The following is a 12,786-nucleotide window of genomic DNA, read 5'->3' on the forward strand; positions in this document are numbered from 1 at the left end:
ATTAAACATTTAAATACAAATTATTAATATTTAATATTAAGCTTAAAAAAATCAATTAAAAACCTAGCAACGCCATCCTCATTATTACTAAATCTTGTTATTTCATTCTTTGCTAAATTAATTTTAAGAAATTCATTGGCATTTTTCATTAAAACCCCTTTACCAAGATTTTTGAGCATTTCATAATCATTATTATTATCTCCAAAAGCTAAAACATCACACAATGGAATGCTTTCAAGAAAAGCAATATTTTTAATAGCATTATATTTATTAGCATTAATATTGGTAACCTCTAATAAATCTTTAGAAGAAAAAAACACTCTTGTGTCCTGGAAATCTTTACTTTTAATCTCAGTGTCAAGTTTATTAAGAATTGCCAAATCGTCACAATAATAAACAATCTTAGAAACAGAATCAACGTTTAGTTTGGTCAAATCTCCAATAATAACATTTAAGCCCAAATCTTTAATAAAATGTTTCATAATAGGACTTTTAACATCTGCATTAGAATACCAAGTGTCAAAAGTATAAAGATTAACATCAACATTATCTGTATTTATCTTGAGAATTTCTTTTGCTAAGTCATAATTCATTGCGTATCTAAAAATTAAATTTTCTTGCAAAAACACTTCAGCCCCATTCGCCGTTACAAGATAATTTTCATTAATACTAATTTCTTTTAATTGGCTCCTTATATTTTTAACTTCACTCAATCTTCTACCGGTTGCAATAATTATTTTAAAATCTTCCTTCAAAGCCAAAAGAACCTCAAGAGTTAAAAAGGCAATCTCATGGTTATTATTCAATAAAGTGCCATCAAGGTCAAAAACCAGCATTTTATATCTTTTATAATTAGAATTCATATATAAATCTCTCTTTTAAGATATACTATCACAAATAATTTATTCTTAATAAATTATTCTTAAAGCATAAAATAATAAAATTTAATAATATTATATTTTTTTAAAAAAATTTAAAAAAATATAATTAAATGAAAATCAACGCCTTGAAACAAATTTATTATCTTTGATATAAAACCTCCAAAGCTTGTTTATATCACTCTCTTGTGCATAATTAATATTGATTCTTTTTGAACAAACTATATTAAAATCTAGATTCAAACCTCTTTGTAAAAAAAGCTCATTATTCCCAATAAGATCAACTTTATTAAAAGTTAAATCAATGTTTAAAAATTTTGTAAGTTTTCCAGGACCATTAGTAAGAATGCTCTTCTCTCCCAATAGTGGAGAAATAGGCTCTACACTTCTGATTAAAACAGCTTGAGGATTATTTTTATCTGCAGTCACAACGTTAAACATATAATGCATACCATATATTATATACACATAAGAATATCCTCCTATTCTATACATAGCACTTGTGCGATTTGTTATCTTGCCGCCATAAGAATGACAAGCGCTATCTGTTATCCCCATATAAGCTTCCGTTTCAACAATTCTGGTAACTATTTCCTCTTTGTCGATCTTTCTGATCAACAAATTACCAAGCAATAACTTTGCAACGGTAGTAGCATCTTGCAAAAAAAAATATCGATCCATAAGCTCAATTTTAAAACAAAATAATAATAAAAATTATTACCAAAACACACATGTAAAATATGAAAACATATTGCCTAGAATAAAAATAAAAACTAAAATCATTTAATCACCCAGTAAATACATATTTTAAATAAATTCTTGGTTGATTAATAAATTTTTTTGATTTTTAATCAAAAAAATTTAAAAAGTTGAACTAGTTCAACTTAAATCAGCTTATATGAAAATGCTAATCTAAAATACAAAATATCGAATATTGACAAATATATAAAAAATTATAAACTATATGCAATATCTCTTACATCTTGAAAAGATATAAGAGATATTGACAAAATCATAAGATTTAAATAAAATTTGTAAAGAATTGATATGCTTAAGGGATCATAGCTCAGGTGGTTAGAGCGCAGGTCTGATAAACCTGAGGTCGGATGTTCAACTCATCCTGGTCCCAATGTATTCCATTGTTTTAATTACGACAATACTGTTTTAAGCTATAATTAATAAGAAAAACAAAAATTTATTCAATTTCTATATTAAGGTATACACGATTACTAACAATTACAACTTCATGCCATTGAGTGTCGGGCAAATCCAAACTGAAATCTGCTTTATGGTATTTTGCTTGGCTTTTTTGAGTTATTGTTGCAAACTTGTAACCTAAAACATAAGAGCGATAACGATTTAATGCAATCTTTGCCTTCCTCCAACTTATAACTGGCAATCTTATCCGAATCCCTACCACTAAATACTGGCAACGATAATAAGGATTTAAGCTCGCTACAATACTTGTCCTTCTCTCAGACATCACACTTAGTAATCTACATTATTTCCTAACTAAAAACTATTTACTAAATGCAGATCGTTTATAAAATAGGCTGCTGAAAAATACAATCCTGTTTAATCCTTGCACTTTAGCGAAACAACTTCGGGTTTTATCGAAAGCTTGCTTTTGCTTCTAGACATTTTTCTTAATATCAACAGATCTCAACTTAACCCAGAAATTTTAACTTCTTGTGTTTCACATTCCAACAATTACTTTAACAAAGTTACTTAAAAACATACTTAATTACAATTTAGGGCATAAGCCCAATGGAGGTTAAGGGACTCGAACCCTTGACCCTCGGCTTGCAAAGCCGATGCTCTAGCCAACTGAGCTAAACCCCCAAAATGACCTAAAATTAAGTCTAAGCCTAATAAAACTATTTAATATCAATAATTTAATACATAAACTTCTCTTAAACTTACATAAATAACACTGGTTTTAAAAACTCTCTTATCAAAAGAAAAGAGTAGGGAAGAGTTAATGGAATTAGCCTTAGTTTATCTTTCTCTTAGAAAGGAGGTGATCCAGCCGCACTTTCCAGTACGGCTACCTTGTTACGACTTCACCCCCCTCACTAAACATACCTTAAATACCTTCCTCCCTTACGGGTTAGAATAATAGCTTCGGGTATCCTCAACTCGGGTGGTGTGACGGGCGGTGTGTACAAGGCCCGAGAACGTATTCACCGTATCATTCTGATATACGATTACTAGCGATTCCAACTTCATGAAGTCGAGTTTCAGACTTCAATCCGGACTGAGACCTGCTTTATGCGTTTTGCTTCACATCACTGTTTCGCTTCGCTTTGTACAGGCCATTGTAGCACGTGTGTAGCCCAGGACATAAGGGCCATGATGATTTGACGTCATCCTCACCTTCCTCCGACTTATCACCGGCAGTCTTATCTGAGTCCCCACCATTACATGCTGGTAACAGATAACAAGGGTTGCGCTCGTTGCGGGACTTAACCCAACACCTCACAGCACGAGCTGACGACAACCATGCAGCACCTGTATATAGACCCCAAACGGGGAATAATTATCTCTAACTATATCCTATATATGTCAAGCCCTGGTAAGGTTCCTCGCGTATCATCGAATTAAACCACATGCTCCACCGCTTGTGCGGGCCCCCGTCAATTCCTTTGAGTTTCACTCTTGCGAGCATACTCCCCAGGCGGCACACTTAACACGTTAGCTTCGGTACTAACTTTTAGTTAACACCAAGTGTGCATCGTTTACAGCGTAGACTACCAGGGTATCTAATCCTGTTTGCTCCCTACGCTTTCGTGACTCAGCGTCAGTCTTGACCCAGAAGTTCGCCTTCGCCTCCGGTATTCTTTCTGATATCAACAGATTCCACCCTTACACCAGAAATTCTAACTTCCTCTATCAGACTCTAGACATATAGTTTCCAACATAGGTCCACAGTTGAGCTGTGGTATTTTATGCATAGACTTATATATCCGCCTACTCACCCTTTACGCCCAATAATCCCGAACAACGCTCGCCCCTTACGTATTACCGCGGCTGCTGGCACGTAATTAGCCGGGGCTTATTCATAAATTAACGTCATCACTTTGTCATTTCCTACAAAGCTTATTCCTCATTTATAAAAGAATTTTACAATCTTTCGACCTTCTTCATTCACGCAGTGTCGCTCCGTCAGGCTTTCGCCCATTGCGGAAGATTCTTAGCTGCTGCCTCCCGTAGGAGTCTGGACCGTATCTCAGTTCCAGTGTGACCGTTCACCCTCTCAGGCCGGTTACTTATCATTGCCTTGGTAGGCATTTACCCTACCAACTAGCTAATAAGACGCAGACTCATCTACAAGCGAAGCTTTAAAGGCTTCCTTTCATCAATTAACAAATTAACTGACCTTATTCGGTATTAGCTACTATTTCTAATAGTTATCCCCATCTCATAGGTAGATCATCCACGCGTTACTCACCCGTTCGCCACTGAATGTATTGCTACATCCCGTTTGACTTGCATGCTTAAGACGCACTGCCAGCGTTAGTTCTAAGCCAGGATCAAACTCTTCGTTATTTTATTTTTTTATTTAAAAAAATTAACAGGTTTTGTTTATTCTTTTGGCTTTTAACCTTACTTAACTCTTCCCTTCTCTCATCTTCCAATAATCATTTCAACCTTTAATACTTTAACAAAATAAGAATCATATTGTCAATACCTTTGCATTATTTTTATTAATATAAAATGTAAAAAAATAAATTTTATTAATAAACAGTGATAAAAGCATTAACAGCCACACTTTTCATTAGCAGGCAAAGTTGTAAAAATTTTTTTTAATTTATTTCCCAATTTAGCTTTTAAATAATCAAAAAAGGTTCTGAAATTTTCATTATCTCCTTTAAACTTAATCCACAGTTCTTTAAAGGTTAAAATTCCTTCCCTAAGATCCTTGTAATTGGAAAAAGCAGCAGCACAGTCGCTATACATTAAATTATAAAAATCAGAATCTTGTTTATCTTTAAAAAAATCTATACTTGGTATTTTCTTGGCAAAGGCGAATCCTCTCTCATAAGCCGTGCCAGAATCAACATAATTAACCAAGGCTAAAACAATATCGCTACTAACTAGCTCTTTTAAATCTACTTCTCTTATCTTCTCCCTTATATCTCTATTTGCAAACTTATAATCAACCTTTTCAAGCAATCCCATCTTTTTGACAGCATGATGCTCTGGAGAAAATACTTCTAAATTAAACTCTTCAAGAAATTTCAAAACCTCATCCCTTAGTTTAATTTCCTCTTCCTTAAAAAATGGAGAGGCTAAATAAATCTTCATAAAAACCCCTATCAAAATTCAAGTATAACACAATAAATCAATCGAGCAAAATCAAGAATAAATAAATTTTAAAATCCAAGTAGAAAACATTTATTATGAACGACTTCTGCTGACTAGAATAGTAAACTCTCCTTTAACCTTATCCTTACTCGATTCAAAATATTTTTTTAATTCTAAAGGTTTGCCAATTTGATATTCTTCATAAATTTTTGTCATCTCGCGACCAATAAGAACCTTCGCATCTAAACTAACAGAAGAAATTTCAACAAGCAATTTCAAAATTCTATGACCAGATTCAAGCAGAACAAAAGCATCTCCCCTTTTATATAGCTCAGCAATTCTTTTAAATCTTTTAAGGCCTTTGTTAGGCAAAAATCCCTCAAAAAACACTGATTTATCTCTAAAAGGATTAACACTTACAATTGTATTAAAAGAACTTACTCCAGGAATTGGACAAACTTTGTATCCCTCTCTAAAAGCAGCAGCAACTAATAAGCTACCCGGATCACTAAGCCCCGGAGTACCAGCATCGCTAACAAAAGCAACAGAATTTCCTTTTGCCAAATAATCCAATAGCAAGCTTATCTTCTTGTTTTCTGTTACGGCATTACAAGAAATCATTTTTTTATTAATTTTATATCGAGACAAAAGTTTGCTAGTTACTCTCGTATCTTCCGCAAAGATAACATTTACCGATTTTAAAACATCAATTGCTCTATAAGTAATATCTTCTAAATTGCCTATTGGCGTACCAACAATATATAACACAGGCCCTTTTAATTCCTCCAAAACTAAAAATAAATAAAATATATTAAAAACATTTTTCTTAATGATAAAAATCCAAAACCTTTTACTTACCAAATACAAGAATAAGACATAAGCCATATTTTATATGTCTATCAAAATACTTGCTTTTGTATTACATTTAGTTATATCATTAAGTATTAATGATTAAAAAGTTAAAAGAAAGGGAAAATTTATGTTTGCATTAATTAGAAAAATATTTATGATCTATTTTTTATGCATTACTCTTGCAGGTTTTGCCATGATTTTTATTGACAGCAAATTTACCGAACAGCCTAATGTTAAAGAAAATCAAAGCAAAATTAATCAACATACAATTGAACCCAATTTAATCATGTTTACATCTTCTATAGGAGGATTTTTAGGTGTTTATGTTGGAATTTGGATCTTTAACTATGACAAAAGCAATTTTTACCTAAATTGGGGAAATTTAATAATATTAATATACAACATAGCCCTAATTATCACTGTATACTCAAAATCACATAGTTAGCTAACATATGGCTCAACTATTTTCATAATTTATAAATTATTAACTATAATACCTCTTTTAATCATATACTTATAAACCTCTTCGGGATTTTCTAAGCTTTCAATCAAGCTTTCTGCCCTGTCATTTATTTTTTCTACCAATTTTTTATAAGCCACTTTAATTCCTCTGCTTTCTAAAAAATCCTTTGCGGGTTGAGAAACAACCCCAGCTTGAACATTTTGAAGCCCTATATTATAAATAATAACGGCTGCTGCCTTGCCCACAACTTTATCATAAATTTCAAGTCCTTCTTTATTCTGGATATACTTATTGATAAAATTATCTACTTCTAAAAGAGGCTTCAATCCTCTTTCCATATTAGAATAAAGTATTTTATGATCTTTAAACAACCTTAATGTTGGATTCAAGCCTGATATCATTTTTACCTCTTTTCTGGATATTTATAAAAATCAATAATAAAAACAAACACTATTAATAATATACATAAACAATAAATACTGCAATATCTAAAAAGATAGTATACTTACGTTATATGATGTTTGTGCCAAAAAACAATAGTAATTCTAAAATTGAAATAAAGAAATCCATCTTTGTTTCATATATTTTTAATATTGAAAAAAAAGACGATATAAATAAAACTATTAAAAAATACAAAATAAAATTTAAAAATGCTACGCATGTGGTTTATGGATTTAGAATCGGAAACAAAAACTCATTTCTAAATGGAATGAGTGATGATCGAGAACCTAATTTAACAGCTGGAAAGCCCACATTGGATGCCATAATACATAACAATTTAACCGATACTTTAATAATCACATTGCGATATTTTGGAGGCACTTTACTTGGTAGAGGGGGATTAATCAAAGCGTATTACAAGTCTGCCAAAGAAGTTATTAATAATACATCTATAATGGAAAAAGAGGAATTAGAAATTTTAAGCTTAAATTTAACTTACAACCAATACAATTCATTATTAAAAATGAAAAATAAACTTGAAATAGAAATAATAGATTCAAACTTTTCAAACAAAATAAACACTTCAATTAAATTCAAAACAAAAAATAAACAAAAAATATCGGAATTTTTTATAGAAAATGGCTTAATTCAAGAAATCTTAAAGTTTAATAAAGAATAATATGCATGTCAAATAATCAAATATTTAAAAACTAATTTAAAATATTATTATTTTTATCATTTATGTTTTAAAATATAAAAACAAAACCAAATAAAAAGAGAAATTTATATGAAAATAATATCTGTAATCAATCAAAAAGGAGGCGTAGGAAAAACCACAAGCGCCATTAATATTTCTTATTCAATGACCCTGCTTAATAAAAAAATTCTTCTAATAGATATTGATTCGCAAGGAAACTCTACTAGCGGCACAAATACCTCAAAGCATATAGCCGAAAAATCAAGCTATGAACTTATTAACAAAAAAATAAAGGTCAAACCTTTAAATCATTTTGGATTAGACATAATTCCTTCTAGCATTAAATTAGCTTTGCTTGAAAAAGAATTAATAAATGAACTTTCAAGAGAAAATTTTTTAAAAAATGCATTAACACTGTATGAAAAAGACAAATATGATTTTATTATTATCGACTGCCCCCCTACACTTTCAATATTAACTATAAATGCACTTATTGCAAGCAATTACTTGTTAATACCAATTGAAACGGAATTTTTTGCATTTGAAGGCATAAATCAACTAATAGATACAATAACTACTGTAAAGCAAATAAATAAAAATTTAGAGATTGCGGGTGTTTTTATAAATAAATACGACATAAGGAACAAAAGTAAAGAAAAATATGTAAGCTCGCTAAAAAAAGTTTTTAAAGAAAAGCTTTTAAATACAAAAATAAGGAAAAATATAACTATCTCAAAATCTCAAGAAGCAAAAATGCCTGTATATGAATATGACAAGGAAAGCAATGCTGCAAAAGATTTTTTAGAGCTCTCAAAAGAGATAATAAACAAAATTAAGGAATAGCTATGTCTGACAATTTAGAAACTTTAATGTTTCTAATGGGTAAAAAATTAGAAACATCTTCAAATAATTCAGAAAATACTGAAAAAAAAGAAATTATTTCGATTGAAAGAAAAAACTTTGACTACAATAAGCTAGATAAAGATATTTCTGATTTTTTAAAAAAAAAGCAATATGAAATTTTCAATATTTTCAACAACACTTATACAAAAATTGGAAAGATACTTAAAGACGCTCAAGACAAATTAAAAGGAAACAATCAATATAACGGGCTTTTTTATCAGTGGTTCAAAAGTATGGGATTTAAAAAAGACAAGGTTTACGCCTTAATATCAAGATACAATCTGCTTGTCGAAAATTCCGACAAGCAGCTCACTATAGAAAAATTACCTTTATCATTATCATATGAAATATCTAAAAAATCTTGTCCCCCTATTTTAAAAACCGAAGTTCTAAATGGAAAAATAAATTCTTTAAAAGAATTTAAAATTGTTTATAAAAAAAGTTTTGATTTAAAGGATACGCGCAAACCATTACTTAAGAAAAACGAAAAATATGAAAATGACATAAAAGAAGTATTAGATTTTATATTAAAAAATATAAAAGAATTTAAAAATATCGAATTTAACAAATTAAGACAAGAAAACTTAAAATTATTTTTTAATTCTATTTTGGAAATAAAGAAAAAAATAAAATATATTAAAAATAATTCTATTTAAATTTACAGCTGCACTAATAAGAATATATAAAATATATTCTTATTGTTCATTTTTTAAATATTATTTTTTTACTTTTAAATTTAACTACAAATAACAAAATATAAACTTTGCCCTTCTTTTAAAGCCCAATATTTCTTTATAAAAACTAAACAATTTTAAAATAAGCTTAAAAAATTTATGCATTGTGACAAATGCCTAAAAAATAAAAATTCTCATAAAATATTTTACAATCTTTAAATTATAAAAATAATTTAGCTACTATGACCAAAAAGGGAAACAATCCTTTTTAAATCGCCAGCAGTAAAATACTCTATCTCTATTTTGCCTTTATTTTGATTCCCTTTGATATCTATTTTTGTTTGGATTTTATCAAATAGAAATTCTTTTATATTATTTAAAAAAGGATCTTGTTCTAGCTCTCTTTTTTTTACTATGGATTTGGAAAAATTTTTAACATATTTTTCTGCATCCCTTACAGAAAATTTTTTTTTAAGTATAATTAAATAAAGATTATACCTGTCTTGCCTGTCTTTTAAGGATAAAATAACTTTAGCATGCCCAAAAGAAATTTCTTTTCTATGTATTGCATTTAATATTTCTTGCTCAAGATCTAAAATTCTAACTAAATTTGAAATATAGGTCCTGCTTTTACCAATTTTTTCAGATAAATCCTTTTGAGTTAACGAATATTTATTCATTATATTTTTATAGGCATAAGCCTCTTCAACAGGAGTAAAATTTTCTCTTTGAATATTTTCAACCAAGGGCATAAAATCTTTACAGGATTCTTTTATGTCAACCTCTATGACAGGAATATTTGTCAACTGAATAAGTTTAGCAGCCCTAAACCTTCTTTCTCCTACTATTATTTTATATCTATCATTTGCTTTACAAACAATTAAAGGTTGCAAAATTCCATTTTCTTTTATAGAAATGCTTAGCTCTTCTAATTCAACAAGACTAACAGATTTCCTTGGCTGATCATTATCAATATCTAAAAGATGAATATCTATCATTTTAAAAACTCCATCCATATTGTCAAAACCTCCTACAACACAAAATTTTACCAGGTTATAATATTGAATTACAATTTAAGAATAAAAAAAAAGAATGTTCCACGTGGAACATTCTTAAACAAGAAAAACCAATTCTTTATTTAATAAATTTTGAAACAGAAACCAAGCTGTCATTATCAAGAAATAATACTTGAATTCCTCTAGCATCTTTGCCTTGTTCAGATACTTTTCCAGCTACTGTTCTTAAAGCTTTTGAACGTTTACTTACAAGCAAGATTTCATCATCCTCTGAAACTGCTATAGCATCAACAACACTACCCGCTTTTTTATCAGATTTTTTATAACTAGTATAACCAGTGGCTCCTCTTTTAAGCTCAGATATTTTAGACATGTTTAACCTTTTTCCATACCCATTTTCAGAAACAATCAAAAGATAAGGATTTTCTTTAACCGATAAAACTTTAACAAACAAATCACCTTCTTTTAATTTCATTCCACAAACACCTTGGGTACCTCTATTAGTAAGCCTAACATCCCTTGAATTAAATATAAATGCACTACCCTTTTTAGAAAGACAAATTACTTTTTCATCCTTAAAAACAATCTCTGCACTTGTAACAAAATCTTTATCATTCAGTTTAATAACAATAACACCTCGTGACTTTACTGCTTTAAAATCTGTAGATTCGAATCTAGCTATCTTTCCACTTGCAGTTGTAAGCAATAAATAAGCATCATCAGTTAAATCTTTACTATTCTTAATAGTTAATATTTCTTCTTGATCTCCTAAATTAATAAGCTCACTAATATTCTGACCTTTTGAAGCTCTTGAAGAATCTTTTATTTCATAAGCATTGATTAAATAAAGCTTTCCTTCATTTGAAATCATAAATAAATAATCATGAGTATTGACACACAAAGCAATAACAATCTCATCTCCATCATTTAGATCAAACGAACTTAGTCCTTTTCCTCCCGTACCTTGCAATTTATACTCATTTTGTGAAAGTCTTTTAAGGAAACCTTTCTTTGTAAGCATAACAACAATATTTTCTTTTTGCATTAAATCCGACATACTAGTTTTTAAAACCTCCTCATCATAAATTATTTTAGTTCGACGTTCATCGCCAAATTTCAAACCTAAATTAATAGTTTCTTCTCTTATAATATTAATAATCCTTACTGGATTCAAGAGAATATCTTCATAATCTTTTATTAAGCTTAACAGTATATTAAGCTCCTCTTCAAGCTTAAAAATCTCAAGGGCTGTAAGTTTTTGTAACCTCATATCAAGAACTGAATTGGCCTGAATCTCTGAAAGACCAAAATTCGAAACAAGCCTCTCCCTTGCATCTTTTGCTAATTTAGATGATTTAATAATCTTAATAACCTCATCTATATTATTTAAAGCAATATTTAATCCCTCAAGAACATGTGCTTTCTCTTTTGCCTTTCTCAAGTCAAATTCAATACGTCTTTCGATAATATTTTTTCTATGCTCAATAAATTCAAATAACAATTCTTCTAAATTTAACTGTTTGGGAATACCATTAACAAGGGCTAAATTATTTATACTAAAATGCTTTTTAAATTCAGTATATTCATAAAGCAAATTCATAATAACATGAGGATCAAATCCTCTTTTAACTTCAAGAACTATCCTAATACCTTCTCGATCAGATTCATCTCTTATATCTAAAAGTCCTTCTAGCTTTTCTTCTTTTGCTAAAAGCGCAACTTTCATAAGAAGTGCAGATTTATTTACCGTATAAGGTATTTCTGTAACAATTATAGCATTTCTATCTTCTGCTCTTTCTTCAATATGATATCTTGCCCTAATAACAACACTTCCCTTGCCAGTTTTGTATGCTTTAATTAAATTATCATTATAAACAATCTCTCCAAAAGTTGGGAAATCAGGCCCTTTAACTATTTTAAGCAAATCAAATATAGAAGCATTCTCATTATCTAGCATGTAAACAATGGCATCACAAATTTCTCTTAAATTATGAGGTGCCATATTAGTAGCCATTCCAACAGCAATTCCACTAGAGCCATTTACCAAAAGAAATGGAAATGATGACGGCATAATCTCAGGCTCACTTAAAGAATCGTCATAATTAGACTTAAAATTAACAGTCTCTTTGTCTATATCCTTAACAATATATTCAGTTATTTTTTCCATTTTAGCTTCAGTATATCTCATAGCAGCGGGGGGATCTCCGTCAATAGATCCAAAATTTCCCTGTCCCCGTATTACGGGATATCTAAGCGAAAAATCCTGAGCAAGTCTTACAAGAGCATCATAAATTGATTGATCTCCATGAGGATGATATTTCCCAAGAACATCTCCCACTATTCTACCAGCTTTTTTAAAAGCCTTATCAGAACGAAGTCCCATCTCATACATAGAATAAAGTATTCTCCTGTGAACTGGTTTAAGACCATCTCTTACGTCTGGAAGAGCTCTAGAAACAATAACTGACATTGCATAATTTAAATAAGAAGTTTTTATTTCATCTTCTATCCTAACATTTAATATTTGTTCTTTATTTTCTCCAACTGCCATTAA

The 12,786-nt window shown here is 29.8% G+C and carries 11 protein-coding genes, 2 tRNA genes and 1 rRNA gene; 5 read left to right on the forward strand and 9 right to left on the reverse strand.

The features are described from left to right. Window positions 1-23: 23 nt before the first annotated feature. Window positions 24-863 carry a Cof-type HAD-IIB family hydrolase gene (locus BB_RS02110; protein ID WP_002657892.1) on the reverse strand — a complete coding sequence of 280 codons (840 nt, stop codon included), beginning with the start codon at window positions 861-863 and terminating at the stop codon, window positions 24-26. A gap of 135 nt (window positions 864-998) precedes the next feature. Further along, window positions 999-1,559 carry a DNA-3-methyladenine glycosylase gene (locus tag BB_RS02115; protein ID WP_002657895.1) on the reverse strand — a complete coding sequence of 187 codons (561 nt, stop codon included), beginning with the start codon at window positions 1,557-1,559 and terminating at the stop codon, window positions 999-1,001. 374 nt (window positions 1,560-1,933) lie between these two features. Between BB_RS02115 and BB_RS02120 the strand changes: the two genes are divergently transcribed. After that, window positions 1,934-2,007, forward strand: a tRNA-Ile gene (locus tag BB_RS02120). 639 nt (window positions 2,008-2,646) lie between these two features. Here BB_RS02120 and BB_RS02125 read toward each other — a convergent pair. The 4 genes from BB_RS02125 to rsmI all read right to left on the reverse strand — a co-directional run bounded on the left by BB_RS02125 (window position 2,647) and on the right by rsmI (window position 5,975). After that, window positions 2,647-2,720 (reverse strand) — tRNA-Ala (locus tag BB_RS02125). A 171-nt stretch (window positions 2,721-2,891) separates the two neighbouring features. Beyond that, window positions 2,892-4,427: ribosomal RNA gene (locus BB_RS02130) — 16S ribosomal RNA — on the reverse strand. Window positions 4,428-4,637: 210 nt separating this feature from the next. Then, window positions 4,638-5,186 carry a 2'-deoxyribosyltransferase gene (locus tag BB_RS02135; protein WP_010889747.1) on the reverse strand — a complete coding sequence of 183 codons (549 nt, stop codon included), beginning with the start codon at window positions 5,184-5,186 and terminating at the stop codon, window positions 4,638-4,640. A 93-nt stretch (window positions 5,187-5,279) separates the two neighbouring features. Beyond that, complete coding sequence (gene rsmI / locus BB_RS02140; RefSeq protein ID WP_193345632.1) at window positions 5,280-5,975, reverse strand: 16S rRNA (cytidine(1402)-2'-O)-methyltransferase; 696 nt, start codon at window positions 5,973-5,975, stop codon at window positions 5,280-5,282. A 190-nt stretch (window positions 5,976-6,165) separates the two neighbouring features. Between rsmI and BB_RS02145 the strand changes: the two genes are divergently transcribed. Continuing rightward, window positions 6,166-6,483, forward strand: coding sequence for a hypothetical protein (locus BB_RS02145; protein WP_002657899.1), 318 nt, complete (start codon window positions 6,166-6,168; stop codon window positions 6,481-6,483). A 29-nt stretch (window positions 6,484-6,512) separates the two neighbouring features. Here the strand turns inward: BB_RS02145 and BB_RS02150 are convergent, their stop codons facing one another. Next, on the reverse strand, window positions 6,513-6,902 hold the full coding sequence (locus BB_RS02150) for a DUF1893 domain-containing protein (protein WP_002557021.1): 390 nt from the start codon (window positions 6,900-6,902) through the stop codon (window positions 6,513-6,515). Between the two features lie 113 nt (window positions 6,903-7,015). Between BB_RS02150 and BB_RS02155 the strand changes: the two genes are divergently transcribed. The 3 genes from BB_RS02155 to BB_RS02165 all read left to right on the forward strand — a co-directional run bounded on the left by BB_RS02155 (window position 7,016) and on the right by BB_RS02165 (window position 9,198). Then, entirely contained in the window at window positions 7,016-7,621 is a 606-nt protein-coding gene (locus tag BB_RS02155; RefSeq protein ID WP_044283515.1) for a YigZ family protein, read from the forward strand. A gap of 108 nt (window positions 7,622-7,729) precedes the next feature. Further along, a complete protein-coding gene (locus BB_RS02160; protein ID WP_002656688.1) occupies window positions 7,730-8,482 on the forward strand; it encodes a ParA family protein in 753 nt (250 codons plus the stop codon). Between the two features lie 2 nt (window positions 8,483-8,484). Then, window positions 8,485-9,198 (forward strand): hypothetical protein, encoded by a 714-nt coding sequence (locus tag BB_RS02165; RefSeq protein ID WP_002657904.1) that lies wholly within the window; start codon window positions 8,485-8,487, stop codon window positions 9,196-9,198. A gap of 251 nt (window positions 9,199-9,449) precedes the next feature. Here the strand turns inward: BB_RS02165 and BB_RS02170 are convergent, their stop codons facing one another. Both BB_RS02170 and gyrA read right to left on the reverse strand, forming a co-directional pair. Further along, window positions 9,450-10,232 carry a ParB/RepB/Spo0J family partition protein gene (locus BB_RS02170; RefSeq protein ID WP_002657907.1) on the reverse strand — a complete coding sequence of 261 codons (783 nt, stop codon included), beginning with the start codon at window positions 10,230-10,232 and terminating at the stop codon, window positions 9,450-9,452. A gap of 118 nt (window positions 10,233-10,350) precedes the next feature. Continuing rightward, the gene (gene gyrA, locus BB_RS02175; protein WP_002656784.1) at window positions 10,351-12,783 is read right to left on the reverse strand and encodes a DNA topoisomerase (ATP-hydrolyzing) subunit A; all 2,433 of its coding nucleotides are present in this window, start codon (window positions 12,781-12,783) and stop codon (window positions 10,351-10,353) included. Window positions 12,784-12,786: the final 3 nt, after the last annotated feature.

The organism is Borreliella burgdorferi B31 (assembly GCF_000008685.2).
GTDB classification, from domain to species: domain Bacteria; phylum Spirochaetota; class Spirochaetia; order Borreliales; family Borreliaceae; genus Borreliella; species Borreliella burgdorferi.